Origin of the sequence: Steroidobacter flavus (assembly GCF_042651805.1) — a bacterium.
Lineage (GTDB): Bacteria > Pseudomonadota > Gammaproteobacteria > Steroidobacterales > Steroidobacteraceae > Steroidobacter > Steroidobacter flavus.
Window position 1 is genome coordinate 2,829,536 of sequence record NZ_JBHSDU010000003.1, and the last position, 24,328, is coordinate 2,853,863.

The following is a 24,328-nucleotide window of genomic DNA, read 5'->3' on the forward strand; positions in this document are numbered from 1 at the left end:
ATGAAGGCGCAGTCCAACGATGGACGCGCCTCGGCCTCGGTAACCCAGGCTGAACCCGAAGGAGTGGTCGACGCCAGAGTCTCGCCGCTAGGCAGCCTGGAAAATCTATCGCAGCGTGAAGTCCAGCAGCTGCTCAGCTCGAAACAGAGCGGCGTCTACGAGCTGTTCCGCCGCTGCGCGCTGGCGGTGCTCAGTTCGGGCCTGGAGTCCGACGACGTCCGCGCCATCTTCGATCGCTACAAGGACTTCGAGATCAAGCTCGGCCGTCAGGCCTGGGGCATCAAGCTCGAAGTGAAGAACGCGCCGGCGAGCGCCTTCGTCGACGGCTCGATGATCCGCGGCATCAAGGAACATCTGTTCTCGGTCCTGCGCGACATCGTCTATATCCACGACGCCATTCTCGGCAGCGATCGCTTCGATCTGAACGATCCGGTCAGCATCACCAACGCCGTCTATCACATCCTGCGCAACGCGCGGATTCTGGACTACAAGGGCCGGCCCGATCTGGTCGTGTGCTGGGGCGGCCATTCGATCGGCACGGCCGAGTACGACTACACCAAGCGGGTCGGCTACGAGCTCGGTCTGCGGGCGCTGAGCGTGTGCACGGGCTGCGGTCCGGGTGCGATGAAGGGCCCGATGAAGGGCGCGACCATCGGTCACTCCAAGCAGCGTATTCGCGAGGGTCGTTATATCGGCATGACCGAGCCGGGCATCATCGCCGCCGAGCCGCCGAATCCGATCGTCAATCAGCTGGTCATCATGCCGGACATCGAGAAGCGTCTCGAAGCGTTCGTTCGCTGCGCGCACGCCATCATCGTGTTCCCGGGCGGCGCCGGCACCGCCGAGGAAATTCTGTATCTGCTCGGCATCCTGCTCGATCCGGCCAATGCTGATCAGCCGTTGCCGGTGGTCTTCACCGGTCCGCCGTCGGCCGCCGAGTACTTCGGCCAGATCGATCATTTCATCGGCGCGACGTTGGGCGAAGCTGCGCGCAGCCGCTACAAGATCATCATCGGCGATCCGCCGCAGGCGGCGCGCGAGGTGTACAAGGGCATCGAATCGGTGCGTGAATATCGGCGCACCAAGAGCGACGCGTACAACTACAACTGGTTGCTGAAGATCCCCGAGGACTTCCAGCGGCCCTTCGAGCCCACGCACGAAGCGATGGCGCGTCTCGAGCTGCGTCGGGATCTGCCGGCGCATTTGATGGCTGCCAACTTGCGTCGCGCGTTCTCCGGCATCGTCGCGGGCAACGTGAAGGAGAATGGCATTCACGCCATCGAAGAGCACGGGCCGTTCGAACTGCACGGCGACAAGGAAGTGATGACGCTGCTCGACGATCTGCTGTCGGCCTTCGTGCGGCAGAAACGCATGAAGATCGCGGGCGAGTACAAGCCCTGTTATCGGCTGGTCGCATGAGCAAGGTTGCACTGACTTACCGTTTCACCTTACCCGATTCCCAGGAGCGAGTTTTCGAGCTGGAGATGGATCGCGACACGGCGGAGCTGTCTCCGCCGGATGTGCCGCAACCGCCGGCATGGACCGCGCTCGCTTTCAATCAATGCACGGGCTGTCCGTTCAATGCCGCCGACACGCCGCATTGTCCTGCGGCCTTGCAGCTCTCGGGCGTGATCGACGGCTTCACCGACATCGTTTCCTACGACAAGGTGAAGGTTTCCGTGGAGAGTGAAGAGCGCCAGGTCGTTGCGACCTTGGCTGCACAGCAAGCGCTCGCTTCGCTGATGGGCTTGATCATGGCGTCGAGCGGTTGTCCGCGCACCGCGGTGTTTCGCCCCATGGCGCGTTTTCATCTGCCGTTCTCGAGCGAATCGGAAACGGCGTATCGAGTTGCGTCGATGTATCTGCTCGCTCAGCACTACGCTGCGCGCGAAGGCGGTTCGGCGGATCTCGCGCTCAACGATCTCGAGCGCGTGTATCGCGGCGTGCACTCGGTGAATCGAGGCATGGCGACGCGTCTGCGCGCGGCGAGTCGGCAAGATGCGATCGTGAATGCAGTCGTGCTGCTCGATGTGTTCAGCAGTCTGGTGCCCGCTGCGATCCACGACATTCTTGACGAGATCAAACCGGCGTTCGCTGCGTTGCTCGCAGCGAAGTGAAACGTTTGTTATCTGCGCTGAGTGTCGGAACTTTTTCCACTCGCGAACATGAACGTGCGCGTTCATGTGTGTGCGTTGCGCGCGACTCCTCGCAACTACTCCAATAATCAATAACGGCCGGTTAAATACAGCGCGAAAAAGCCTCGCTTTGTGACGTGACACGACTGTCAGTAGCGCTTCCCTTGCGATGGCTGTCGCACTCTGGAGACGTCGCTCGAACGCTGTGATGTAGTTCCTCTTGTGTGTGGTGTGTGCTCCGTAACGTCGCTCGCAACAGGAGATCACATATGACCACGACTGAACCGAAACTCGATGAGATGACCGCTACGGGCCGGCACCGCGCCTGGGTGGGTGAGAGCGCGGGTGCGATCGTTCGCGCTTCCAACACGCCGCGTGAGCCGCAGCGAGCCAACTGGCTCGATCGTGCGCAGCCGGCGGCGAGCAACTCGCGTCACGCCGCCATCACGCGCTCGTTGCACACCTGGTCCAACTACAAGAGCTGGACCGACAAGGTGAAGAGCAATTGGGACAAGGATACGAAGAGCGGCAAATAAAGCTGTTCTTCAACGAGACCTGCTTCAGCGGAAGACGCGGCGAAGCAGTGAAGGGAGTAGCGATTCGGAGCGCTCGATCTTGTCCGACTTGCTGCCGACGCGAGGCGCCAGGGCGCTGGCCGGACTGGCAATCGCGTTCACGACCGCGGCGGGGCTCAACTGAGGTTGAGGCGTCGACGGAGATACAGGAAGAGCAGGCTTCGGCCGCACCGGTGCCGGAGCGGCAGCAAGGGCTCGAGCGAGCGTAGGTGTCGCGGCCGTTACCTGCGGCGTCTGAGCAAGCGACGGTTTGGAGGCCGCCACGGGCGGCATGATCGATTCGAGCGAAGTGGTGGCTGTCATCGGTGACGAGGTGAGTGCCGAAGTAATCGCCGGCGTGCCCGGCTCGATATGCAACGGCTTGCGTTGCGCGAGCCAGCCGACCAGCGGCAACCATTGCTCCAGATCCTCGCGCACCGAATTCGGTTTCATCTCGAACACGCCGAGACCGATCTCCGCCGAGCGAATGTAAGCCTGCGAGTCTCGCAACGTCGCGATGACTGGAATCTGCAGGTTCTCCAGAAACTTCATCAACGACTTGTAGATCAGCGTCTGCTTCTTCACGCGATTGGCGATCACGGCGATGCGCTGCTCGTCGCGACGGAGCTTGGCAATCAGCAGCAGATTGGATATGCATTTAGCCGCGGCGTGAATGTCGATGTCCGAAGGAAGGACCGGGACCAGCACGGCGGTGGCGTTACGAGTGATGTCGGGCAATTTCTGCGGCTCGACCGCTGCCGGTGTATCCACCACGAGGCGCTGTGTATCCAGAGGCAGACGAGTGGCGAAGCTGCGGGTCAATCCGGTATTACGTTCGTAAGCGGCGATGCCGTGGATCAGCGCTTGCTCCTGGGTGCGCTTGCTGAGCCAGTGCGTGCTGGAGCCTTGGGCGTCCATGTCCATGAGCGTCGGGCGCAGCTTCTCGACCGCGAAATAGCTGGCCAGATTGGTCGCTATCGTGGTCTTGCCGGACCCGCCCTTGGGATTTAGAACGACGATCTTTTGCATGCTCGCCGACGCCGCGGTTTTTACCTTAACAATCGACTGTCAAATTGAGTCAGCTTCTGTCGTGAATCAGCCTACGCAGCGTTTCGCAACGCCGCAAGCTCAGAGTTGTGACGATCATCACCGGCCGTGTGTGCCCGTGCTGTGAGTCGGCTCACACCGACCCCAATTGGCCGCCGTTAGAGTCGTCACCGATCAACTTTGAGGACCCCTATGGAATTCCTGCTGCTGTGGTGGGACAACCTTGACGATTCCCTGGGTGCCGCCCGGCACCTGGCGCCGAAGATTCTCGGTTTCCTGCTGGCCTTCGCTTTGTTCGCGCTCACTGGATTCGCGCTGCTGCTGGCCCCTCAGGTCACCCTGGCCGCGATCGGGCTGATGCTGTCCGCCTCGCTCTATGATTATTGGCGCCGCCGTCGCGCGGCCCTGGCCGAACCCCGCTAAACCGCTCTTCAGCATCTCCCCGAAAAATATATCGGGGAGAATGCTCGGACCTCCGCCTTGAACTCGCGGCGTGGGGTCCCCATAAGCCCACGCGTCCATCTATCATGGCCGGCCTCCCGGACCGGCCTATCACCGCATCAGGTTTTGCTGGCCGATGCGCGACGCGAACTTATGGAGAGCACTACATGAACGACACGGGCACGCACGAGACGCAGACGCAGACGTTGGGTTTTCAAGCGGAGGTCAAGCAGCTGCTGAAGCTGATGATCCATTCGCTGTACAGTCACAAGGAAATCTTTCTTCGCGAGCTGATCTCCAACGCTTCCGACGCGCTCGACAAGCTGCGCTTCGAAGCACTCGCGAAGCCCGAGCTGCTGGCCGGCGGTAGCGACCTGGCGATCACCATCGACGCCGACAACAAGGCGCACACCGTCACCATCGTCGACAACGGCATCGGCATGAGCCGTCAGGAAGCCATCGAGCACCTGGGCACCATCGCCAAGTCCGGCACCTCCGATTTCCTCGCCCAGCTCAGCGGCGATCAGAAGAAAGACGCGCAGCTGATCGGTCAGTTCGGCGTCGGTTTCTATTCATCGTTCATCGTCGCCGAGAAAGTGGAAGTGTTCTCACGCCGTGCCGGTCTCGAAGCGGGCGCGGGCGTGCACTGGACGTCGGCCGCCGATGGCGAGTTCACCGTATCGGATGTCGAGCTGCCCGAGCGCGGCACTCGCATCGTGTTGCATCTGAAGGAAGGCGATCACGAGTTCGCCGACCAATATCGAATTCGTTCCCTGGTGCGGAAGTATTCCGACCACATCGCGTTCCCCGTGCGCATGCCGAAGCCCGCGCCTTACAAAGCAGAAGACGAGGAGAAGAAAGACGATTCCGTCGTCGCCGAGGTCAAGCCGGAAGACGCGAAGCCCGAGTTCGAAACAGTCAACGCGGCGCAAGCGCTCTGGGCCCGTCCACGCACTGAGCTGAAGGATGAGGAATACAAAGAGTTCTATCGTCACGTCACGCACGACTTCACCGATCCACTGGCGTGGTCGCACGGCAAGGTCGAAGGCAAGAAGGAATACACCAGCCTGCTGTATATCCCGTCGCGTGCGCCGTATGACCTGTGGCATCGCGAAGGCGCTCGCGGTTTGAAGTTGTACGTGCGTCGCGTATTCATCATGGATGACGCCGAGCAGTTCCTGCCGCTGTATCTGCGCTTCGTCAAAGGCGTGGTCGATTCGGCCGATCTGCCGCTCAATATTTCGCGCGAGATGCTTCAGCAGGATCCCGCGATCGAGACTATGAAGACCGGTCTCGCGCGCCGCGTGCTCGACATGCTGGCGAAGATGGCGAAGGACGAGCCGGAGAAGTACGCGACGTTCTGGAAAGAATTCGGCACCGTGATGAAGGAAGGTCCGGCCGAGGATCACACCAATCGCGAGCGCATCGCCAAGCTGCTGCGCTTCTCGAGCACGCTGGCGGACAAGCCCGAAGCGGACGTGTCGCTCGAGGAATACGTCGGCCGCATGAAGGAAGGTCAGAAAGAGATCTACTACGTCATCGCCGACAGCTTTGGCGCCGCGAAGTCGAGCCCGCATCTGGAAGTGCTGCGGAAGAAGGGCATCGAAGTCTTGCTGTTGTCGGATCGCGTCGACGAATGGCTGGTCGATCACCTGCGTGAGTTCGACGGCAAGCAGCTGAAGAACGTGGCGCGCGGCGAGCTGGATTTCGCGGCCATTCAATCCGAAGACGAAAAGAAGGCGCAGGAGGAGCTGTCGAAGGGGCACACCGAGCTGGTCGAGCGCATGAAGAAGGCGCTCACCGATCAGGTCAGCGAAGTGCGCGTCACTGCGCGCTTGTCCGATTCGCCGGCGTGCCTGGTGCTCGGTCAGTACGATATGGGCGCGCAGATGCGTCGGATCATGGAAGCCGCCGGGCAGAAGGCACCGGCCAGCAAGCCCACGCTGGAAGTGAACCCGAATCATCCGTTGCTCCAGCGGATCGAGAAGACGAGCGAGGATGCGGAGTTCAACGACTTGTCGATGTTGTTGTTCGAGCAGGCGACCCTGGCTGACGGCGGTCAGTTGCCCGAGCCCGCAGCGTTCGTGCAGCGGTTGAACCGCTTGCTGATGAAGACGGCTTGATTCGCTCCCGAGTATGATTGGGCGCATGAAAACTATGCGCTCAACATCCTTGGTTCTGGTGTGCGTCGCCGCGGCTCTGCTCGCGGCGGCGTGTAGCAACGATGTTCCCAGCACGGCCCGCCGCCCGGTGGATGCACCGGCGGCGGACGCGCCGCCGATCACCGAGCTGCAGAAGATCGATATCGTCAAAGGATCGGGCGAGGGAATTTCAGCCGGACAGCAAGCGGTCGTGCATTACACCGGCTGGCTGTACAACCCGAACGCGGCGGATCACAAGGGCAAGCAGTTCGACAGCTCGCGCCGGAGTGGCCGGCCGTTTCGTTTCGTCATCGGCGCGGGCAGCGTGATCAAAGGCTGGGACGAGGGTGTGCAGGGCATGCAGCCCGGCGGTCAGCGTCAGCTGGTGATTCCGGCGGAGCTCGGCTACGGAGCAACGGGCGCGGGCAACGGTGAGATTCCGCCTAACGCGACCTTGTTGTTCGATATCGAATTGCTGGCGATCGAATAGCCGTTACTTGTCCAACGGCTTGGGCTTGTTGAACTTGGGATTGTTCGAGTAAGTGCCGGTCAAGGTCGCCTGCGCGAGGATGTGCGGGCGAATTGCCTGCAATACCTGGGGACCGGTGAAATCGCCGTCCACCGGGGCTTTCGCGCAATCGAGCGCATACACCGTGAAGTTGTAGTGATGCACGATGTCGTCGTTCCACGGCGGGCACGGGCCGTCGTAACCTTTGTACGTGCCTTTCATGTCGGCGTCGCCGGCAAACCAGCCGGTGTAATCGTTCACGCCCTGGCGTGAGCCGGTCGGGCCGCCGAGCTCTTTCTTGCCGCCGGCGACGATGCCCTTGGAGCATTCACTGGCTTTGATTTCCGTAGTCTGCGACGGGATATCGACCATCACCCAGTGATAGAAATCGGTGCGTGGCAGGCTGGCCGGCACGCTGCGGCCTTCCTTGTTCACGTCGTCGGGCTTCGTCGGGACGTCCGGATCGACGCAGATCAGCGCGAAACTGCGCGTCTGCGCGGGCGCATCGCTCCACTGCAACTGCGGGTTGTGGTTATCCGTGAGGCGGATGTGCAGCACAGGGTCCGGCGCGCCGAACGCGAACTTCTCCGGGATGGGCTGATCGTGCTGGAAGCTGGAGGACGTGAGCTTCATGACAGTCTCGCAAGGTCGGGATCTAAAGAAATCGAAGGACGGCGGTCGATGTTCCCTCAGCCGGTGCGAAATCTTCGCCCGCTGCAGCTTCGGCGCCGTTCACCCGGCCATGAATGGTACCCTGGAACCATGACTGCAACCGCTCCGTCCGCTTCGCAAACGCTGACCATTCCCGGCCCCGCCGGCACGCTGGAAGCATTGCTCGATATTCCCGCCGAGATGTCCGCACCTGAATCGGTCGCGGTGATCTGTCATCCGCATCCGCAGTACGGCGGCACTATGACCAACAAGGTGGTGTACTCGATTGCCAGAGCGTTCAACGAAGCGGGCGCGCCGTCGGTGAGATTCAACTATCGCGGCGTCGGTGCCAGCACGGGTGGCTACGATGAAGGCAATGGCGAGACTGACGATGCGCTCGCCGTGCTGGATTGGGCCGCGCAACGCTGGCCGGGCGCGCGTTTGATGCTCGGTGGATTTTCCTTCGGTGGCGCCGTCGCGATTCGTGCCGCCGCGGCTCGCGACGTGGCGAGATTGGTGACGGTCGCGCCGGCCATTCGTCGAGTGCCTGTCGACGAGCGCTCGTTACCGCAATGTCCCTGGCTGATCGTGCAAGGCGACCGCGATGAACTGGTGGACCCGAATGACATCCAACAGTGGGTGCAGTCCCTGCCGGAGTCGCCGCGCCTGGCGATGTTGAGCGGCGTGGAACACTTCTTCCACGGCCGCTTGAACGAGTTGCGCCAGGTCACGGTGCAATGGTTGATCGAACTTGCGCATCTGGGCCGCTGAGCCCGAGCGCACGCTTCACGGAGTACGCATGTTACTGGGGCAATTGAAAAAGATTTTTGGCGAAGATCCCGTGCCGCGCGGCGTGCTGGAAGATCGCGAGCCGTTCGAGCTGGCGACGGCGGCGTTGTTGCTGGAGCTGGCGCGAGCTGATTTTTCCGAGTCCGATGCCGAGGTGCAGGCGATCCGTCATCTGTTGCAGAAACGGTTCGAGCTGACCGACGAGGCGCTCAACGTGCTGATGATCAATGCCGCCAAGCGCGCCGACAAGGCGGTCTCGCTGCATGAATTCACGCATCGGCTGAACCGGGAACTACCCGAATCGGAGAAGCTGCAGATCGTCGAGATGCTCTGGCGCGTCAGTCATGCGGACGGCCGGATCGATAAGCACGAGGAGCAGCTGGTCCAGCGAATCGCGGGGTTACTGCATATTTCCGATCGCGACCGGGTGCGCTTGAAGCTGAAAGTGGTCGTGGAGAGCGATCGGTGAGGGACTAGCGGTGGGACGGCGCCGGACGGATCCGGCGCCGCAAAGAGCTCGTGAGAGCGGTGAACTTAGTTCACCATCTCCTTCAGGCTCTTCAGCGCAGCGATGCGCACCTTCTTGCTGGCGGGCTTCGCCTTGAAGGTCATCTTTTCGCCCGTGAACGGGTTGATGCCTTCGCGAGCCTTGGTGGCAGGCTTCTTCACAACCTTCATCTTCAGCAGGCCCGGCAGGGTGAACAGTCCCGAACCCTTCAGGCTCTTCTTCACTACGCCGCTCAACGACTCAAACACATCGGACACTTGCTTCTTGGCAAGACCGGTGTCTTTGGAAATCTGCGCAAGGATCTCCGACTTGGTCGGCGCAGCATTCTTTTTTGCCATTTGTAGTCTCCTGGTAAGTGACAAATCGCGCCGTCTTGAAATGGATCGGTCGCGGGCAATCGCAAGACGCGCGGAAAATAGCACAAGATTTGCCGGGAAATAAGCGGCGAACCCGTTTTTCTGCCTATTTTTTCAGGCTCGCGCGCACTCCCTCACAGCCGCGAGCCGTTCGTTGAGGCCAAAGTCGTCGGGCGAATGCGACTAAAGGGCGATGACACCGTTAGTTGGAGACGAATTCGCGCTTCAACTTCACGTTGAAGGGCGCCGCTTCACCCTGCGGCGTGACGTTGATGTCGAACACCAGGATTTCCGTGCCCGCGATCGTGACCTCGCCGATCGAGTAGATCGCTTCGCCTTCGGAAACACGGCGCATCTCGATATCCTTCAACTGACCGTTCAAGTTGTAGGCGTCGACCGCCACCGTGGCTTCTACCGGCTTGCGCGGCGCATGCTCGGCTTCCTTGCGCAACACCGTCACGTTGAGCATGACTCGATTCGCGCTGCGCTGGATGCCGTAGGCGCGAGCGATCTCGGGTGTCAGCTCGTCGGTGCGAAGCGCGTTGAAGTGCACCTCGTAATTTCCGAAGTCCTTGAAGGTTTCGTCCAGGGCTTGCGCCGGCATGGCGCGTTGCTCGGGCTGCTCCGTGCAACCGACCAACAGCGTGGCCGCGAGCAGCGCGAGTAGCGGGCCCATCGGCGAAGTTCTGGTCTTGCGAACGCTGGTGTGCCTGCTGGTGTTATTGAGCACCGTTGTTCTCCAAAAGGCGATGGAGAACTGTTTATAGCACCGTTCGTCGCGTCAGGTGATCGCGATGTGTATCGCCTGCAGGATGATGATCGCGAACAGCGCCGACAGGTCGATACCGGCGAGCGGCGGGATGATCCGGCGCAACGGACGCAACAGCGGCTCGCACAGAGTGTCGAGCAACGATGCCGCCGGGCTGTACGTGCCCGGCGCGATCCAGCTCAGGATCGCGTACAGGATCAGGGCGAAGATGTAGAACCGCAGGACGGTCGTGACCAGCATCAGGAACACGACCTGGATGAACTGCGCCGGCGTGAAGATGCCCGGGTAACCGCCGAGTAACCACATCATGGCGACCGCCGCGGCCTGCACGATGATCAACGCGACGATGGAGGCGGTGTCGACTTTGCCGATCGGCGGCAGCACTTTCCGGAGCGGCAGCACCAGCGGATTGGTCATGCGGATCACGGCCTGCGACAGCTGATTGCGCGAGTCGGCGCGAGACAGCGGCAGCAGGACGCGCAATAAGAAGACCATGACCAACAGCACCTGAAGCAAGGTGCCGACGATGAATCTGATTGCTTCCATGAGAAGTTATGCGCTACCCAGTTCTTTCGCCAGTTGCGCCGAGCGTTGCGCGGCGGCGGTGACGGCTTGCGAAAAGATAGCACGGACGTTGTTGGCTTCCAGGTGCTTGAGTGCCGCTTCGGTGGTGCCGCCCTTCGAAGTGACCTGCTGGCGCAGAGTTGCGGGTGAGTCGCTTGACTCGCGCGCCATGAATCCGGAACCGTACGCCGTCTCGACCGCCAGCTTGCGCGCCACCTCCGCCGACAGGCCGAGCGACTGGCCGGCCGCTTCCAGCATCTCGATCAGCAGAAAGAAATATGCGGGGCCGCTGCCGGAAATCGCGGTCACCGTATCCATGTCGGTTTCACGTTCGACCCACAGCGTCGCGCCGACCGCGCCGAGGATCTGCTCGGCGAGCGCGCGATGTTCTTGCGACACTTGCTCATTCGCATAGAGCGCGGTGACGCCGCAACCTTGCAGCGCTGGGCGGTTCGGCATGCAGCGGATGACCGGCACGCCGCCGGCCCAACGCTGAATGTCGGCGGCGAGAATGCCGGCGGCCACTGAGATCAACAGCGGACGGGTGCGTTGAATCTGCTCCTGCAACGAGCTGACCACATTACGCAATTCCTGGGGCTTGACGGCGAGCAGAACCACGCCCGCGTCGCGCACGGCGTCGGCATTGCTGCCGGCAATCTGTACGTTGTATTGAGCTTGCAGCGATTGCAGCGTCGGCGCGTACGGATCGGCGACCACGAGCTGCGACGGCTCGGTGCCCTTGGCAATCAGGCCGCCGATCAAGCTGCGCCCCATGTTGCCGCCACCGATGAATGCGATGCGTTGTTTCATATTGATCCAGACTCTCTAAATCACTGCTTCTGGCGCTTGCCAAATATAGCGGTGCCAATTCTGACCCAAGTTGCGCCGGCCGCGACGGCCGCTTCGAGATCGTCAGACATGCCCATCGACAAAGTATCGACGGCGAGACCGGCGTCCAGCAGCTGACGCTGACAAGCGACGAGTTGCTCGAACAGCGCACGCTGCTCCTCGAAAGTATCGCGCGGTGGCGGAATGCACATCAGGCCCCGCAGCTTAAGCTTCGGCAGCGTTGCCACTCTTTGCGCCAGAGGCAGCACGCCCTCCGGCGGCACGCCGCCTTTACCAGGCTCCGGCACCAGGCTGACCTGCACACATATATTGAGAGGCGGCGCGTAGTGGGGCCGCTGCTCGTTCAGGCGAAGGGCGATGCGCTCCCGGTCCAGCGTATGGACCCAGTCGAACTGCTCCGCCACCGGGCGCGTCTTGTTGCCCTGGAGCTGGCCGGTGAAGTGCCACGTGAGCTTCAGATCCTGCAATTCCTGCAGCTTGGGCCCGGCTTCCTGCAGGTAATTCTCACCGAAATCACGCTGGCCCAAGGCCGCCAGGGCCCGGATGGCGCTGGCCGGGTGGCCCTTACTGATTGCGACCAATCCCACGGAATCGCACAGTCTGCCCCACTGCGACGCAACGGTAGCGATGCGTTGGCGGGTTTCCGTCCAGTTATTCGCCAGGTTTGGAGATGCGCTGTCTGTCACTGTGTCAGCCGAAATCTGCGGACCGGTTAACATATTGAGCCCGATACCGCTCCGTTATACTGCCGCACGCTCATCTTTTGCGTCCGCGCCACCCTGACCCGTCCCCGGCAGGGCCGGCGGATTGAAAGGAAGATTCATGCCTGTCGATATCGCGCAGCTGTTGGCTTTCGCCGTCAAGAACAACGCCTCGGATCTGCATCTGTCGGCCGGTGTGCCGCCCATGATCCGTGTCGACGGCGACATGAAGCGCGTCAACATGCCGGCGCTCACTCATAAGGAAGTACACAGCATGGTGTACGACATTATGAATGACAAGCAGCGCAAGGCTTATGAAGAGTTCTACGAGACGGACTTTTCCTTCGAGATTCCCAAGCTGGCGCGCTTCCGCGTTAACGCGTTCAACCAGAGCCGTGGCGCGGCCGCAGTGTTCCGGACCATTCCTTCGCTGATCATGTCGCTCGACGACTTGAATGCGCCGAAGATCTTTAAGGATCTGGCCATGCAGCCGCGCGGCCTGGTGCTGGTGACTGGCCCGACCGGCTCGGGCAAGTCGACGACGCTGGCGGCGATGGTCAACTATGTGAACGACAACAAGCCGGATCACATCATCACCATCGAAGATCCGATCGAGTTCGTGCACGAGAGCAAACGCTCGCTGGTCAACCAGCGCGAAGTGCATCGTGACACGCTCGGCTTCTCCGAAGCGCTGCGTTCGGCGTTGCGCGAAGATCCCGACGTGGTGCTGGTCGGCGAAATGCGCGACCTGGAAACGATTCGTCTGGCGCTGACCGCCGCGGAAACCGGTCACTTGGTCTTCGGTACCTTGCACACCAGCTCGGCAGCCAAGACCATCGACCGCATCGTCGACGTGTTCCCCTCGGCTGAAAAAGAAATGGTGCGAACCATGTTGTCCGAGTCGCTGCGCGCGGCGATTTCGCAGAGCTTGCTCAAGCGCATCGGCGGCGGCCGCGTGGCCGCGCACGAGATCATGATCGGCACGCCCGCGATTCGTAACCTGATCCGCGAAGGCAAGATCGCGCAGATGTATTCGGCGATCCAGACCGGTCAGAAGGACGGCATGCAGACGCTCGACCAATGTCTGACCGAGCTCTTGCAGAAGGGCGTCGTGACGAAGGAAGAGGCACGGTTCCGTGCCCAGAATAAGGATGCGTTCTGATTATGGCGAGAGATCGGACATCCTGTCACGACTCTCGCGGCGACAGAGCAAAAAGTGTGGTTTTTGCTCGTCGCCCGCCGCACGCGGCGGGGTACATCCATGTACCCGGTGGAAAGGTATTTAGGTAGGTTGCGAAATGGAACGCGAACAAGCTATCAAGCTGATGCAGGACCTGCTCAAGCGCGTCGTCGACCGCAAAGGCTCGGACTTGTTCATCACCGCCGGTTTTCCGCCCGCGATCAAAGTCGACGGCGAGATTCGCCCGCAGTCCGAGCGCGTGCTGACGCCGGAGCAGGCCGCCGTGCTGGTTCGTTCCATCATGAACGACAAGCAGACCCGCGACTTCGACTCGTCCAAGGAATGTAACTTCGCGATCGCGCCGGCCGGCATCGGCCGCTTCCGTGTCAGCGCGTTCGTGCAGCAGGGTCAGATCGGCTGCGTGGTGCGAACCATCAACGCCAAGATCCCCACGCTGGAAGAAATGCAGCTGCCGCCCATCCTGCGCGACGTCGTGATGAGCAAGCGCGGGCTTTGCATTCTGGTCGGCGGCACCGGCTCGGGTAAGTCGACGTCGCTGGCGGCGATGCTGAATTACCGTAACGAAAAAACCCGCGGTCACATCATCACCATCGAAGACCCGGTGGAGTACGTGCACAACCACAAGGGGTGCGTGATTACTCACCGCGAAGTCGGCGTCGACTGCGAAAGCTGGCATGTCGCGCTCAAGAACACGCTGCGTCAGGCACCGGACGTGATTCTGATCGGCGAAATCCGGGACCGCGAGACCATGGAATACGGCATTCAGTTCGCGGAAACGGGCCACCTGGTGCTCGCGACGCTGCACGCCAACAGCGCCAACCAGGCGCTGGACCGCATCATCAACTTCTTCCCGGAAGAACGCCGGGAACAATTGCTGATGGACCTGTCGTTGAATATTCGCGCGCTGATTTCTCAGCGCCTGATTCCGCGCGAGTCCGGCACGGGCCGGATCGCCGCGATGGAAATCATGCTGAACTCGCCGCTGATCGCAGACCTGATCTTCAAGGGCGAAGTGGCCCAGATCAAGGAAGTGATGGGCAAGTCGAACCGGGTCGGCATGAAAACCTTCGACCAGTCGCTGTTCGACCTGTACGAAAGCGGCATGATCTCCTACGAGGACGCGTTGCGTAACGCGGACTCGAAGAACGAAGTGCGTCTGCGCATCAAGCTCGAGAGCAAGCGCGAGATGAAGATTTCCGATGAGGCGAGCGACAGCTTGCGGATCATGGAAGAAGAGACTGAAGGCGTTATTGGTAGATAACCATGGCTGCTGACGGCGAAACGATCAATAGCGAAGCGGGTAGCGTCGAGAACACCGGCGAGGAACGCGCTGTCGTTCTCAACACCAAGCCGCTGTTCAAGCTGATGGTGGACAAGCGCGCCTCCGACTTGTTCTTCACCTCTTACGCGCCTATCAAGATCAAGATCGAAGGCCAGATCTTTCCGGTCAACAAGCAGATGTTGACGCCGGAAGTGGTGCGTCAGGCCGCGTACGGCTTGATGACCCAGGAACAGATCGACGCGTTCAACGACGAGCTGGAAATCGACTTCGCGATTTCCGAGCCCGGCCTCGGCCGCTTCCGCGTCAACGTATTCCATCAGCGCGGCAATCCCGCGATGGTGCTTCGTTACATCACCGCCGACATGCCGCGTCTCGACGATCTCGGCCTGCCGGAGATTCTCAAAGACCTGATGATGATGAAGCGCGGCCTGCTGCTCATGGTCGGCGCGACCGGCTCGGGCAAGTCGACCACGCTGGCGTCGATGATCAATTACCGCAACGAGAATTCGTCGGATCACATCATCACCATCGAAGATCCGATCGAGTTCCTGCACTCGAACAAGAAGTCCATCATCAATCAGCGCGAAGTCGGCCTGGATACCAAGTCGTATGCACGCGCGCTTCGCAGCGCCATGCGCGCCGCGCCGGACGTGCTGCTGATTGGTGAGATTCGAGATCGCGAGACGATGGAGTCGGCGATCATGTTAGCGGGCACCGGTCACCTGGTGCTGGCGACTCTGCACGCGAACAACGCGGCCGAAACGCTTGACCGAATCATCAACATGTTCCCGCTGGATCAGCACACGCAGATCTTCCTGGATATTTCTCAGTACCTGCGCGCGATCATCGCTCAGCGTCTAGTCCCGGGTAAGAACAAGCGGCGTGTCGCGGCGGTGGAGTTGCTGATCAACACGCCTCACGTGCAGGAGCTGATCAAGAAGGGCGACGTGCTTGGCGCGAAGGAAGCTTTGCGCACCAGCTCGGAGAAGGGCATGCAGCACTTCGACACGGCGCTGTACGAGCTGTACAAGGCGGGGCGCATTACGATGGAAGATGCACTGACCTACGCGGACTCGCGCACCAACCTCGAAGCGAAGATCAACTTCGGCTAAGAGTCAGAGTAAGAGGGGCGGGCTCTGTGGCTCGCGCGCCGCCGAGGTGGGATACCTCCTCCCGGCACCGCGCACACGCCGTCGCTACGCTTCGCTCCCGCTATCGCGGGCGCCGTTGCGGCACATCCTTGTGGCTGCTATCGGACCACCGTCCCTGGGTGGATCCAATTGCCGGGAGCAGGTATCCCACCTCGACGTCACGCCGACACGTTGGCGATACATCCAGCGGAGTTGCCTCGGCGGCCCGCCGAAGCGATCGTGATACGGCTGAGTTCTACATCGGTAGCGCGCCGACACGTTCGTGGCACAGCCGAGTTCTACATCGGCGGCATACGAAACGCTCGTGCGGTCTCTAGAGGACGCTGACCGCTACGGCTAACCGGTGTCCCATCTCTCCCGCCTCCCCGCAAAACCCTTCTTCTCCGGCGACTGTAACACTCGTCTGCGCTCGCAGCGCCGGCTCGATTCCCTGCAACCATTGCTCGGCTAACTCCAGCACCGTCCCGTCATAACACCCAGGTAAGCCAATCTCACTCGCGAGCCGGCTCGCAATTCCAAACTCTTCGAGCGACGGCACAGCCGCGATCACGCCGGGCAGCATGCCGGGCACGAGAATAGTCGACGGCCGTGGCTTGAAAGAAAACGAATCAGCGCTACCGATCAGCACGAGCAGCGGCGAGCGCTCGTCCGAGCGATGCAGCTCGTGGGCGGTCCGAATGACCGCCGCCTGTGTCGAGTCTGTGCCGATCAAAAGTCGCACGACTCACCTGCAGGAAATATCTGATCAAAGCTGTTCTTCAGGGGCATCGACTTCGATCAGCTGCATTCGGCCGCGGTCAGGGTAGTCGATGAACCGCAGCGTCCGCTCACTGGAAATGCCGGCGCGCCTGCACGTTGCGGGCGATGGTGGCGAGCACGGCCATGCGGACGGCGACGCCGTTGGTGACCTGGCGCTGGATGACTGACTGCGGGCCGTCGGCCACGTCGCTGGCGATCTCGACGTCGCGATTCATCGGGCCCGGGTGCATGACGATGGCGTCTTTGTTTGCTTTCGTCAGGCGCTCGGCGGTGATGCCGAACGTGCGGTGATAAGTCGCCTCGTCGGGGATCGACGCGCCGCTCATGCGCTCGCGCTGGATGCGCAGAGTCATGACCACGTCGACGCCGCTGATCGCCTTGTCGATATTGGTAAAGCGCTCGGCGCCTTTGAACTCATCCTGACCCGGCAGCAAATCTTCCGGCGCGGCGATGCGCAGCTCTTTGACGCCGAGCGTCGTGAACGCATGCCAGGCGGAGCGGGCGACGCGCGAATGACTGATGTCGCCGGCGATCAAAATCTTGAGCTTGCTGAAATCGCCCTTCGCCTGCCGCACCGTCAAAGCATCCAGCAACCCCTGCGTCGGATGAGACAAATGCGCTTCGCCGGCGTTCAAGATACAAACATGCGGCGCGACGTACTTGGCGACGTACGCCGGCAATCCCGGCTCGGCGTCGCGCATCACGAGGATGTCTGCCTGCATCGCCTGCAGTGTGTAGATCGTGTCGAGCACCGTCTCGCCTTTGACGCGAGAGGAGGACTGCATGTCCAGATTGACCACGTCCGCGCCGAGGCGCTGTGCGGCCAATTCGAAGGACACGCGGGTGCGTGTACTCGGTTCGAAGAACAAGTTGGCGACGGTATGTCCGGCCAATGTCTGGTCGCGCGCGGCCAGCTCGCCGGGCGTTCGTGCGTAGAACTGGGCCAAGTCGAGCAGGGCGACGATCTCGTCGCGGCTCATGCCGTCCAGGGTGATCAGATGTCGCAGCCGCCCTTCGGCGTCGCGCTGCAGTTTGGCGCTGTTGTCGGTACTCATAGTCGGGGCGGGATTGTAGCCGCGCCGACCCGTTAGAGCACGTTCTCGGCCGCGCCGGGATTCTCCAGCCACTGCTCCAGCAAAATGCGGGCAGCGATCATGTCCACGTCCGCATGCGTGTTACGACGTTTCTTCATGCCCGAAGCGCGGGCGTCGCGCAGTTGGGCTTCGGCTTCGCGCGAGCTCAGGCGCTCATCGACCAAGGCCACGGGCTTGTGGTAACGAGACTTCAATTCGGCGGCGAAGGAGCGGCTCACGTCGGTGAGCACTGTCGGTGTGCCGTCCATGTTCCAAGGCAATCCGACCACGAATTGCGATGGCTGATATTCCTGCACGAGTTTGGCGATGGCCGCCCAGGGCACGTCGGCGCCGCGCTCGAGAGTGGTGAGCGCGCGAGCGGTGCGAGTCAGCGTGTCGCCGCTGGCGACGCCGATGCGTCTGGTACCGTAATCGAAGGCGAGAATGACCTGCGGACTCAGGCGTGACCCACCTGATCGCTGATGGTGGCAAGGTCCACGCCGAGCAGGCGGCCGGCGGCGCGCCAGCGTTGCTCGTAGGGCGTGTCGAACAGAATGCGCTCATCGGCCGGCGCGGTCAGCCAGGCGTTTTGGGCCAGCTCGGTTTCCAGCTGGCCGGCGCTCCAGCCGGCATAGCCCAATGCGACCAGCGCGGTATTCGGGCCGCTGCCGCGAGCCATGGCATTCAGAATGTCGGGTGAAGTCGTCACCTGCAGCCGGGGCGACACCTGGCGGGTGTGTTCCCAATGACCGCCGACCTGGTGCACGACGAAGCCGCGGTCGGTCTGCACCGGGCCGCCTTGCAAGACTTGCTGGTGACCGAACACCCCGGGCGCCGTCGGCATTTTCAGCTGCTCGAACACATCCAGCAGCCGCATCTGTAACGGGCGGTTGATGATGATCCCGAGCGCGCCGTCGGCGTTATGTTCCCAGATGAACGTGACCGTCTGGGCAAAATTGCTGTCGGTCATCGCCGGCATGGCGATGAGGAACTGGTTGGTGAGGAAGTCGCCTTCGGACATGAGGCCAAGTATCCGGCCCCGCCCGCCCTGGCTCAAGCACGGAAGCTCAATTTTTGGCGGCGCCAAGGAATTGCCACTCATAGGCAAACCGCAATTCCTGGTACTGCTTACGCAGCTCGCTCGGGAACGGGTCGAACGGCGAGGCCAGGCGCAGGATGGACAGCGCCGCCTGGTCGATTTCCTTGTTACCGCTGGAGCGGCGGATCAGCGCGTCGCCCAGGGTGCCGTCGGCCTTCAGAGAAACTTCCAGCACCGGGTTGCCGGTCTGAGCGTTGCGGGCGTACTGAGGAAAGTTGAGCGTGCCGAGCCGCTCGACTTTGGAGCGCCAGGCATTCAGGTAGGGCGCCAGCTTGGACTCGCGCGTGTTCGGCACGATCTCGGTGGCGCCATCCAGGCGCTTGCCGCGTAGGACCAGTGACGTGTCGGTCGCGCTGGTCGCGATAGGGCGCGGAGCGGTGGGCGACAGCGCGAGCGGCGTCTCTGCTTGCTGAGAAGGATTGTTGTCGCCGCTGCGGTATTCGACTTCGCTGCGATTACTCTTGCTGCTGATGATCTCGGTCGACTTCTGGCCGGAGACCGCTTCCTTGTAGCGATCGCTATTGCCGTCCGGCACGCCGTCCAGATCGGCCATGACCGGTGACGACGTGGGATTCGCCGGCCGCACGCGCTCGTCGGTGGTGCCGCTGCCTTGCTGGTTGCGTTGAGCCAGATATTGAGCGTCTGGATTATCGGCGGCCTTGGTGTCGTTACTGGTGAGCAACAGGACTTCCAGGGTCGGAGTAGGGCTGTTGTCACTTCGAGGCACGGCGAAAGTGATGCCCAGAATCACGATGCCGTGAAACAGCGCGGCCAGAAACAAAGTGGTGGTCAGCCGGTCGTTGACGGGCGCCTGTCCCTCCCGCAATTCGCTGGAGAGGGCTTCCTCATCTGGCTGAGCCGAAACGTTCATTGCAGTCGTTTCTCTATCGCATCCATGAGCAGACCGGCGATCTGGGTGCCGAACTGCTTGTCCAGTTCACGGACGCCGGTGGGGCTCGTCACGTTGATCTCCGTGACGAAGCCGCCGATGACGTCCAGTCCAACAAAGAGCATCCCGCGACGCCGCAGCTCGGGCCCGATCTGACCCACCAGCCAGCGGTCGCGATCGTTCAGCTCGCGGCCCACGCCCTTGGCACCGGCGGCGAGATTGCCACGATTGTCCGTGGCCGACGGAATGCGCGCCAGTGCATAGGGCGCGGGCTCGCCGTCGATGACCAGGATACGCGAGTCGCCGCTCTCGACGATCTCCGGCAGATATTTCTGCACGATGGCGTAGCGCGTGCCGTACTCGGTCATGGTCTCGAAAATCACATTGGCATTCTTGTCGTGCTGCTCGAGCACGAAGATGGAGCGTCCGCCCATGCCGTACAACGGTTTGCAGACGATGCGCCCGTGCTCCTTCAGGAACGCGTGCATGTCGGCCATGTCGCGGGTGATGAGCGTCGGCGCGCAGCACTGCGGGAACCAGGCGGTGTAGACCTTCTCGTTCATGTCGCGCAGGCCCTGCGGCCGGTTCACCACCAGCACGCCGGCTTCCTCGGCACGTTCGAGGATGTACGTCGTGTAGATGTACTCCATGTCGAACGGCGGGTCCTTACGCATCAGGATGACATCGAATTCGGACAAACCCCGCACCTGGGATTCGCCCAGCTGATACCAGTCCTCGAGATCGTTCTTCACCTTGAGCGGCGCCAGCCGCGCCAACGGCACGCCGTCGCGCAGCCACAGGTCGCGCTGCTCGGCGTACCACAGCTCCCAGCCGCGCTGCTGAGCCGCCAGCAACATGGCCAGCGTCGTGTCCTTGGCCGGTTTGATCTCAGAGATGGGATCCATGACCACGACGACGCGGACAGGTTGCGACACAGTGCTTGGGCGGGGGGTGGACATGGGCATTTCACCTGGGAAGTCGAGCGTACGCATCACACGGAATTCGCGGCGCGAGCGCTGTGTGACGGGCTTCATAGTATAGGAAGGCGGGCGATGGCGGCCCTATAACCAATATGTTAAAAGTTCCGGCGGTTGTGCCCCCCGGCGGGAAATGATCAGTTGAGGGCTTGAGGAAACAGCGCGATGGAGAACTTAGCAGCGAGCCAGTCAGCCCGGTTGTCGGGCCTCAAGGTGCTGGTCATCGACGACAGCAAGACCATTCGTCGCACGGCCGAGACGCTGCTGTCGAAGGAAGGTTGCGAGGTGTTCACGGCGGTCGACGGGTTCGATGCGCTGTCGAAGATCGCCGACCATCAGCCCGACATCGTGTTCGTGGACATCATGATGCCGCGGCTGGACGGCTATCAGACCTGCTCGCTGATCAAGCACAACAAGGTGTTCCGCTCCATTCCGGTGATCATGTTGTCGAGCAAGGACGGCCTGTTCGATCGCGCCCGCGGCCGCATCGTCGGCTCCGAGCACTATCTGACCAAGCCATTCACCAAGGATGAGTTGTTGAACGCGATCGAAACCCATGTTGGCGCGGTTGCCCGGTAACCGGCCAGGGAACAGGTAATGCGCACAGCATTGGCAACTCGAACGGAGCAAGGTACGGCGGAGCAAGGTATGGCACTGATCCTCATCGTCGACGATTCGCCGACGGAAGTGCATGTGATGCAGAAGGCCCTGGAGCGCCACGGCTATCAGACGGCATCGGCCGGCGATGGCGCCGAGGCGATCCGCAAGGCCAAGGAAATGAAGCCCGACCTGATTTTCATGGACGTGGTGATGCCGGGCGTGAACGGCTTCCAGGCGACGCGCAAGCTGGCCTCCGATCCGGACACCAAGGCCATTCCGGTGATCATGGTGACTTCCAAAGATCAGGAGACCGACCGCATCTGGGGCATGCGCCAGGGCGCCAAGGACTACCTGGTGAAACCCGTCTCCATGGAAAAGCTGATCGAGAAAGCGCAGGCCGCGTTGACCCAGGCCGGCTGACAGGGATTGCCCAAAGGAAATGAGCGCCACCGCCTCACTCAAGTCGCTGCGAGACAAGCCGTTCGATCTCCTCAGGGAGCTCGAGCGACTGGCGCGCGTCGCGCTGACCGGGCAGGGCCGTGACGCGGCCGCCGAGCGCGAATGGGTCGGTGTGGCCTTCCGCCTGAGCTCGGAAAGTTTTCTGGCCGCGCGTGAAGAAACACGCGAGGTGTTGAGTTATCCGTCCGTTGTGACGCGCGTGCCAGGCGCGAAACCCTGGATTCGCGGCATCGCAAATGTGCGAGGTCAGTTGTTGCCGGTGGTGGATCTGCGCGCTTATCTAGGTGGCGGCATGACCAGCACCAATCGCAGCACCCGCGTGCTGGTGGCGAATCATCGCGAAGTGCCGGCCGGTCTACTGGTGGACGAAGTGCTCGGCTTCCGCCGCTTCGCGGACGGCGAGTTCTCGGCGACGCCGCCGGCGACCATCGCTCGTTGCGAACGTTATCTCGCCGGCGCGTTCCGGCGCGGCACGGAGAGCTGGCCGGTGTTCAGTCTGCGCTCGCTGCTGGAGAGCGCCGAGTTTTTGCAAGCAGCGGCCTCTTAGCCGCGGTCGATCGATTCAGTTTGGCCAAACAGATAGACGAGACGTTGGAAGACGGTCGTGCAAAACAACTACAGCATCAGCACACGGCATGAGCCTGCGCCTGTGAGAGCGGGTTGGCACGGCATTTCGTCTTGTGACGAAACGGTCGCCACGGATGGGCAGGGTCATGGCTGAGAAAAAGATGATAGGCGTGCGCTTCCTGCCGGCCCTCATGGTGGTCGCGCTGGCGTGCGTAGTCGCGGCACTGGGCTTGTTAGCGTTCGCAGGTCGGGACACGGGCGGTGACGAGCAGAGCGTCCGCGAGATGAACGAGCTGCTGGCGCTGTCCCAGAAGTTGCCGCTGCAAGCGAACGCCGCACTGAGCGGTACCCAGGGTGCTTTCAATGCGCTGTCCGAATCCCGCACCCGTTACTCGACGCTGGCCGCTGCGCTCGGTCCCGACGTGCAGGGCTTCGCCGGCAGCACCGAGTTGTTGAAACAAAGCCAGGCGATTCTGAACGCTCAGGAAGCCATCGAAGGCGTGCAGAAGTCCGCCATCGAAGTGCGTGCGCTGGTGCCGCAGTTGTTACAGAGCCTCGGCAACGTCGCGAGCGCGCTCGGCTCGCCCGGTATCGAAGGCATGACCCGTCATCTGGAGCGGTTCGAGCTCACCGGCCTGCGCTTGCAGCAGGACATGGAAGCGCTCGCCGGCGGCGTGGGCGATGCGACCGTGATTGCGCGTCGTCTCGCGGACGGCAACGACTATATGGGTCAGGTTGTCGGCGGCCTCGGCGGTGAAGACGCCGGCCTCGGTCTGCCGAAGGTCACCGGGCCGGAAGCGGAAGGCCGCTTCAAGAGCACCAGCTCTTTGTATGCTCAGCTGAGCGAGAAGGTGCGCACGGCGATTTCTTCCGCCGATCGCGTCAAGGCCGCTCGTGAAGCCGCGGCCGCGCTCGCCGCCAGCGGCGACAAGATTTACACCGCCTTCGCGACTCGTGTCGGCGTGCCTGGCGGTGCTGCCGCCGGCGTCGTCAACAGCAAAGCCCTGCCGATCGGTTTGCTGACGCTCGGCTTGATCTCGCTGGGCATTCTCACAGCGCTGTATTCGATGGGTGGCAACATCCGCAAACAGCTGGAAGTGCAGGCGAGCAAGAACGAGCGCAACCAGGAAGCGATTCTGCGACTGCTCGACGAACTGTCGAGCCTGGCCGACGGCGATCTCACCGTGCAGGCCACCGTTACCGAAGACATCACCGGCGCGATCGCGGACTCCATCAACTACGCCATCGAAGCGCTGCGCGAGCTGGTCGCCACGATCAACGAGTCGGCGGTGTCGCTCGACTCCGCGGCTAAACAAACACAGGGCTCGGTCAGTCAGCTGGCGAAAGCGTCGGTCGCGCAGTCCAAACAAGTCGCGCTGGCGTCGGAGTCGGTGGCCGCGATGGCCTCGTCGACCGAAGAAGTGTCCGGCAACGCCGAACGCTCCGCCGACGTGGCGCGTCACTCGGTGGACGTGGCCCACAAGGGTGGCGATGCCGTGCGTCGTACCATCGACGGCATGAACACGATCCGCGAGACCATTCAGGAAACATCGAAGCGCATCAAGCGCCTCGGCGAGAGCTCGCAAGAGATCGGCAACATCGTCGAACTGATCAACGACATCGCCGAGCAGACCAACATTCTGGCCTTGAACGCCTCCATTCAGGCGTCGATGGCCGGTGAAGCGGGCCGCGGTTTCGCAGTCGTCGCCGACGAAGTGCAGCGTCTGGCCGAGCGCGCCGCCAACGCGACCAAACAAATCGAAGTACTGGTGCGCACGATTCAGGCCGACACCAACGAAGCAGTGGTGTCGATGGAACGCAGTACCACGGACGTGGTGGGCGGAGCGCTGCTGGCCGAGAACGCCGGCGCGGCGCTGGAAGAGATCGAGCAGGTGTCGAATCAGATCGCCAGCCTGGTGCAAAACATTTCCGCCAGCGCCCGCCAGCAGTCCTCGGCGGCGCAGAACATCGCACGCAACATGGGCGTGCTCAGAGAGATCAGCTCGCAGACAGCGGAAAATTCCGCCGCTACGTCCAGCTCGGTCGGCAAGCTTGCCGAGCTGTCCTCGCAGCTGCGTAAGTCTGTCGCGGGCTTCCGTCTGCCGGACGCTGTGTCCGGTGGCTCTGCCTTGTTGACTGATCCGGCCCGCAAAGCGCCGCCAGTGGCGCCGCCGCCGTCGCTCACCGCGACCGGCAGCGGCACTGCTGCGAACCGCACCAACGCGCCGAAGAAAGTCAGCGGCCTCAACGCTTAAGAA

Annotated in this window: 28 protein-coding genes; 15 read left to right on the forward strand and 13 right to left on the reverse strand. The window is 62.0% G+C overall.

Translation table 11 applies throughout. From position 1 onward, the window contains the following. The 3 genes from ppnN (at position 1) to ACFPN2_RS17945 (ending at position 2,671) form a co-directional block, all read left to right on the forward strand. Positions 1 to 1,419, forward strand: coding sequence for a nucleotide 5'-monophosphate nucleosidase PpnN (gene ppnN / locus ACFPN2_RS17935; protein WP_380598933.1), 1,419 nt, complete (start codon positions 1 to 3; stop codon positions 1,417 to 1,419). Further along, positions 1,416 to 2,117, forward strand: coding sequence for a DUF6901 family protein (locus ACFPN2_RS17940; RefSeq protein WP_380598935.1), 702 nt, complete (start codon positions 1,416 to 1,418; stop codon positions 2,115 to 2,117). Before ppnN ends, ACFPN2_RS17940 begins: the two co-directional genes overlap by 4 nt. 287 nt (positions 2,118 to 2,404) lie before the next feature. After that, positions 2,405 to 2,671 (forward strand): hypothetical protein, encoded by a 267-nt coding sequence (locus ACFPN2_RS17945; protein ID WP_380598937.1) that lies wholly within the window; start codon positions 2,405 to 2,407, stop codon positions 2,669 to 2,671. A gap of 24 nt (positions 2,672 to 2,695) precedes the next feature. Here the strand turns inward: ACFPN2_RS17945 and ACFPN2_RS17950 are convergent, their stop codons facing one another. Next, positions 2,696 to 3,718 carry a nucleotide-binding protein gene (locus tag ACFPN2_RS17950; protein ID WP_380598939.1) on the reverse strand — a complete coding sequence of 341 codons (1,023 nt, stop codon included), beginning with the start codon at positions 3,716 to 3,718 and terminating at the stop codon, positions 2,696 to 2,698. A 210-nt stretch (positions 3,719 to 3,928) separates the two neighbouring features. On the opposite strand from ACFPN2_RS17950, the gene ACFPN2_RS17955 reads away from it, so the two are divergent. The 3 genes from ACFPN2_RS17955 (at position 3,929) to ACFPN2_RS17965 (ending at position 6,808) form a co-directional block, all read left to right on the forward strand. Then, positions 3,929 to 4,159, forward strand: coding sequence for a hypothetical protein (locus ACFPN2_RS17955; RefSeq protein ID WP_380598941.1), 231 nt, complete (start codon positions 3,929 to 3,931; stop codon positions 4,157 to 4,159). A gap of 185 nt (positions 4,160 to 4,344) precedes the next feature. Further along, positions 4,345 to 6,300 carry a molecular chaperone HtpG gene (gene htpG / locus ACFPN2_RS17960; RefSeq protein WP_380598943.1) on the forward strand — a complete coding sequence of 652 codons (1,956 nt, stop codon included), beginning with the start codon at positions 4,345 to 4,347 and terminating at the stop codon, positions 6,298 to 6,300. Between the two features lie 34 nt (positions 6,301 to 6,334). Next, positions 6,335 to 6,808, forward strand: a complete 474-nt coding sequence (locus tag ACFPN2_RS17965) for an FKBP-type peptidyl-prolyl cis-trans isomerase (RefSeq protein WP_380598945.1) — start codon at positions 6,335 to 6,337, stop codon at positions 6,806 to 6,808. A 3-nt stretch (positions 6,809 to 6,811) separates the two neighbouring features. Here the strand turns inward: ACFPN2_RS17965 and ACFPN2_RS17970 are convergent, their stop codons facing one another. Then, positions 6,812 to 7,459: a YbhB/YbcL family Raf kinase inhibitor-like protein gene (locus ACFPN2_RS17970; RefSeq protein ID WP_380598947.1), complete on the reverse strand. Its 648-nt coding sequence runs from the start codon at positions 7,457 to 7,459 to the stop codon at positions 6,812 to 6,814. A gap of 129 nt (positions 7,460 to 7,588) precedes the next feature. On the opposite strand from ACFPN2_RS17970, the gene ACFPN2_RS17975 reads away from it, so the two are divergent. Both ACFPN2_RS17975 and ACFPN2_RS17980 read left to right on the forward strand, forming a co-directional pair. Then, on the forward strand, positions 7,589 to 8,248 hold the full coding sequence (locus ACFPN2_RS17975) for an alpha/beta hydrolase (RefSeq protein WP_380598949.1): 660 nt from the start codon (positions 7,589 to 7,591) through the stop codon (positions 8,246 to 8,248). Positions 8,249 to 8,276: 28 nt separating this feature from the next. Further along, positions 8,277 to 8,735 (forward strand): tellurite resistance TerB family protein, encoded by a 459-nt coding sequence (locus tag ACFPN2_RS17980; protein WP_380598951.1) that lies wholly within the window; start codon positions 8,277 to 8,279, stop codon positions 8,733 to 8,735. A 65-nt stretch (positions 8,736 to 8,800) separates the two neighbouring features. Here the strand turns inward: ACFPN2_RS17980 and ACFPN2_RS17985 are convergent, their stop codons facing one another. The 5 genes from ACFPN2_RS17985 to ACFPN2_RS18005 form a co-directional block, all read right to left on the reverse strand. After that, the gene (locus ACFPN2_RS17985; RefSeq protein ID WP_116810858.1) at positions 8,801 to 9,112 is read right to left on the reverse strand and encodes an HU family DNA-binding protein; all 312 of its coding nucleotides are present in this window, start codon (positions 9,110 to 9,112) and stop codon (positions 8,801 to 8,803) included. Between the two features lie 220 nt (positions 9,113 to 9,332). Beyond that, positions 9,333 to 9,860 (reverse strand): DUF4426 domain-containing protein, encoded by a 528-nt coding sequence (locus tag ACFPN2_RS17990; RefSeq protein WP_380598953.1) that lies wholly within the window; start codon positions 9,858 to 9,860, stop codon positions 9,333 to 9,335. A gap of 51 nt (positions 9,861 to 9,911) precedes the next feature. Then, complete coding sequence (locus tag ACFPN2_RS17995; protein ID WP_380598955.1) at positions 9,912 to 10,445, reverse strand: YggT family protein; 534 nt, start codon at positions 10,443 to 10,445, stop codon at positions 9,912 to 9,914. A gap of 6 nt (positions 10,446 to 10,451) precedes the next feature. Next, a complete protein-coding gene (gene proC, locus ACFPN2_RS18000; protein WP_380598957.1) occupies positions 10,452 to 11,273 on the reverse strand; it encodes a pyrroline-5-carboxylate reductase in 822 nt (273 codons plus the stop codon). Between the two features lie 20 nt (positions 11,274 to 11,293). Beyond that, positions 11,294 to 12,031 (reverse strand): YggS family pyridoxal phosphate-dependent enzyme, encoded by a 738-nt coding sequence (locus tag ACFPN2_RS18005; protein WP_380598959.1) that lies wholly within the window; start codon positions 12,029 to 12,031, stop codon positions 11,294 to 11,296. Between the two features lie 103 nt (positions 12,032 to 12,134). Between ACFPN2_RS18005 and ACFPN2_RS18010 the strand changes: the two genes are divergently transcribed. The 3 genes from ACFPN2_RS18010 to ACFPN2_RS18020 all read left to right on the forward strand — a co-directional run bounded on the left by ACFPN2_RS18010 (position 12,135) and on the right by ACFPN2_RS18020 (position 15,608). Continuing rightward, complete coding sequence (locus tag ACFPN2_RS18010; RefSeq protein WP_129776607.1) at positions 12,135 to 13,175, forward strand: type IV pilus twitching motility protein PilT; 1,041 nt, start codon at positions 12,135 to 12,137, stop codon at positions 13,173 to 13,175. 136 nt (positions 13,176 to 13,311) lie between these two features. Continuing rightward, complete coding sequence (locus ACFPN2_RS18015; RefSeq protein WP_380598961.1) at positions 13,312 to 14,475, forward strand: PilT/PilU family type 4a pilus ATPase; 1,164 nt, start codon at positions 13,312 to 13,314, stop codon at positions 14,473 to 14,475. A gap of 2 nt (positions 14,476 to 14,477) precedes the next feature. Then, positions 14,478 to 15,608 (forward strand): PilT/PilU family type 4a pilus ATPase, encoded by a 1,131-nt coding sequence (locus ACFPN2_RS18020; protein ID WP_380598963.1) that lies wholly within the window; start codon positions 14,478 to 14,480, stop codon positions 15,606 to 15,608. Between the two features lie 352 nt (positions 15,609 to 15,960). On the opposite strand, the gene ACFPN2_RS18025 is transcribed toward ACFPN2_RS18020, so the two are convergent. The 6 genes from ACFPN2_RS18025 to gshB all read right to left on the reverse strand — a co-directional run bounded on the left by ACFPN2_RS18025 (position 15,961) and on the right by gshB (position 20,426). Further along, entirely contained in the window at positions 15,961 to 16,368 is a 408-nt protein-coding gene (locus ACFPN2_RS18025; RefSeq protein ID WP_380598965.1) for a hypothetical protein, read from the reverse strand. A gap of 106 nt (positions 16,369 to 16,474) precedes the next feature. After that, positions 16,475 to 17,461, reverse strand: coding sequence for an aspartate carbamoyltransferase catalytic subunit (locus ACFPN2_RS18030; protein WP_380598967.1), 987 nt, complete (start codon positions 17,459 to 17,461; stop codon positions 16,475 to 16,477). A gap of 32 nt (positions 17,462 to 17,493) precedes the next feature. Beyond that, positions 17,494 to 18,006, reverse strand: a complete 513-nt coding sequence (ruvX, locus tag ACFPN2_RS18035; protein ID WP_380600169.1) for a Holliday junction resolvase RuvX — start codon at positions 18,004 to 18,006, stop codon at positions 17,494 to 17,496. Next, the gene (locus ACFPN2_RS18040) at positions 17,937 to 18,500 is read right to left on the reverse strand and encodes a YqgE/AlgH family protein (protein WP_380598969.1); all 564 of its coding nucleotides are present in this window, start codon (positions 18,498 to 18,500) and stop codon (positions 17,937 to 17,939) included. The genes ruvX and ACFPN2_RS18040 overlap by 70 nt, the downstream gene beginning before the upstream one ends. A 46-nt stretch (positions 18,501 to 18,546) precedes the next feature. Further along, a complete protein-coding gene (locus ACFPN2_RS18045; protein WP_380598971.1) occupies positions 18,547 to 19,449 on the reverse strand; it encodes an energy transducer TonB family protein in 903 nt (300 codons plus the stop codon). After that, complete coding sequence (gshB, locus tag ACFPN2_RS18050) at positions 19,446 to 20,426, reverse strand: glutathione synthase (RefSeq protein WP_380598973.1); 981 nt, start codon at positions 20,424 to 20,426, stop codon at positions 19,446 to 19,448. The genes ACFPN2_RS18045 and gshB overlap by 4 nt, the downstream gene beginning before the upstream one ends. A 183-nt stretch (positions 20,427 to 20,609) precedes the next feature. On the opposite strand from gshB, the gene ACFPN2_RS18055 reads away from it, so the two are divergent. From ACFPN2_RS18055 to ACFPN2_RS18070, 4 genes are all read left to right on the forward strand, one after another. Further along, complete coding sequence (locus tag ACFPN2_RS18055) at positions 20,610 to 21,023, forward strand: response regulator (protein WP_380598975.1); 414 nt, start codon at positions 20,610 to 20,612, stop codon at positions 21,021 to 21,023. Positions 21,024 to 21,092: 69 nt separating this feature from the next. After that, complete coding sequence (locus tag ACFPN2_RS18060) at positions 21,093 to 21,464, forward strand: response regulator transcription factor (protein ID WP_116810845.1); 372 nt, start codon at positions 21,093 to 21,095, stop codon at positions 21,462 to 21,464. Between the two features lie 19 nt (positions 21,465 to 21,483). Continuing rightward, a complete protein-coding gene (locus ACFPN2_RS18065) occupies positions 21,484 to 22,050 on the forward strand; it encodes a chemotaxis protein CheW (protein ID WP_380598977.1) in 567 nt (188 codons plus the stop codon). A 166-nt stretch (positions 22,051 to 22,216) separates the two neighbouring features. Further along, complete coding sequence (locus tag ACFPN2_RS18070) at positions 22,217 to 24,325, forward strand: methyl-accepting chemotaxis protein (RefSeq protein ID WP_380598978.1); 2,109 nt, start codon at positions 22,217 to 22,219, stop codon at positions 24,323 to 24,325. The last annotated feature ends 3 nt before the right edge of the window (positions 24,326 to 24,328 follow it).

What these genes read in the sequence shown, in the direction of transcription:
- ACFPN2_RS18010 (WP_129776607.1), top strand. Translation starts at nt 12,135, where the DNA reads ATGCCTGTCGATATCGCGCAGCTGTTGGCTTTCGCCGTCAAGAACAAC.
- ACFPN2_RS17945 (WP_380598937.1), top strand. Translation starts at nt 2,405, where the DNA reads ATGACCACGACTGAACCGAAACTCGATGAGATGACCGCTACGGGCCGG.
- gshB (WP_380598973.1), bottom strand. Translation starts at nt 20,426, where the DNA reads ATGTCCACCCCCCGCCCAAGCACTGTGTCGCAACCTGTCCGCGTCGTC.
- ACFPN2_RS18060 (WP_116810845.1), top strand. Translation starts at nt 21,093, where the DNA reads ATGGCACTGATCCTCATCGTCGACGATTCGCCGACGGAAGTGCATGTG.
- ACFPN2_RS18040 (WP_380598969.1), bottom strand. Translation starts at nt 18,500, where the DNA reads ATGTCCGAAGGCGACTTCCTCACCAACCAGTTCCTCATCGCCATGCCG.
- ACFPN2_RS18070 (WP_380598978.1), top strand. Translation starts at nt 22,217, where the DNA reads ATGGCTGAGAAAAAGATGATAGGCGTGCGCTTCCTGCCGGCCCTCATG.
- ACFPN2_RS17985 (WP_116810858.1), bottom strand. Translation starts at nt 9,112, where the DNA reads ATGGCAAAAAAGAATGCTGCGCCGACCAAGTCGGAGATCCTTGCGCAG.
- ACFPN2_RS18005 (WP_380598959.1), bottom strand. Translation starts at nt 12,031, where the DNA reads ATGTTAACCGGTCCGCAGATTTCGGCTGACACAGTGACAGACAGCGCA.
- ACFPN2_RS18065 (WP_380598977.1), top strand. Translation starts at nt 21,484, where the DNA reads ATGAGCGCCACCGCCTCACTCAAGTCGCTGCGAGACAAGCCGTTCGAT.
- ACFPN2_RS17970 (WP_380598947.1), bottom strand. Translation starts at nt 7,459, where the DNA reads ATGAAGCTCACGTCCTCCAGCTTCCAGCACGATCAGCCCATCCCGGAG.
- ACFPN2_RS17950 (WP_380598939.1), bottom strand. Translation starts at nt 3,718, where the DNA reads ATGCAAAAGATCGTCGTTCTAAATCCCAAGGGCGGGTCCGGCAAGACC.
- ACFPN2_RS17955 (WP_380598941.1), top strand. Translation starts at nt 3,929, where the DNA reads ATGGAATTCCTGCTGCTGTGGTGGGACAACCTTGACGATTCCCTGGGT.
- ACFPN2_RS17980 (WP_380598951.1), top strand. Translation starts at nt 8,277, where the DNA reads ATGTTACTGGGGCAATTGAAAAAGATTTTTGGCGAAGATCCCGTGCCG.
- ACFPN2_RS18030 (WP_380598967.1), bottom strand. Translation starts at nt 17,461, where the DNA reads ATGAGTACCGACAACAGCGCCAAACTGCAGCGCGACGCCGAAGGGCGG.
- ACFPN2_RS18020 (WP_380598963.1), top strand. Translation starts at nt 14,478, where the DNA reads ATGGCTGCTGACGGCGAAACGATCAATAGCGAAGCGGGTAGCGTCGAG.
- ACFPN2_RS17975 (WP_380598949.1), top strand. Translation starts at nt 7,589, where the DNA reads ATGACTGCAACCGCTCCGTCCGCTTCGCAAACGCTGACCATTCCCGGC.
- ACFPN2_RS18045 (WP_380598971.1), bottom strand. Translation starts at nt 19,449, where the DNA reads ATGAACGTTTCGGCTCAGCCAGATGAGGAAGCCCTCTCCAGCGAATTG.
- ACFPN2_RS17995 (WP_380598955.1), bottom strand. Translation starts at nt 10,445, where the DNA reads ATGGAAGCAATCAGATTCATCGTCGGCACCTTGCTTCAGGTGCTGTTG.
- ACFPN2_RS17965 (WP_380598945.1), top strand. Translation starts at nt 6,335, where the DNA reads ATGCGCTCAACATCCTTGGTTCTGGTGTGCGTCGCCGCGGCTCTGCTC.
- ppnN (WP_380598933.1), top strand. Translation starts at nt 1, where the DNA reads ATGAAGGCGCAGTCCAACGATGGACGCGCCTCGGCCTCGGTAACCCAG.
- proC (WP_380598957.1), bottom strand. Translation starts at nt 11,273, where the DNA reads ATGAAACAACGCATCGCATTCATCGGTGGCGGCAACATGGGGCGCAGC.
- ACFPN2_RS18055 (WP_380598975.1), top strand. Translation starts at nt 20,610, where the DNA reads ATGGAGAACTTAGCAGCGAGCCAGTCAGCCCGGTTGTCGGGCCTCAAG.
- ACFPN2_RS18015 (WP_380598961.1), top strand. Translation starts at nt 13,312, where the DNA reads ATGGAACGCGAACAAGCTATCAAGCTGATGCAGGACCTGCTCAAGCGC.
- htpG (WP_380598943.1), top strand. Translation starts at nt 4,345, where the DNA reads ATGAACGACACGGGCACGCACGAGACGCAGACGCAGACGTTGGGTTTT.
- ACFPN2_RS17940 (WP_380598935.1), top strand. Translation starts at nt 1,416, where the DNA reads ATGAGCAAGGTTGCACTGACTTACCGTTTCACCTTACCCGATTCCCAG.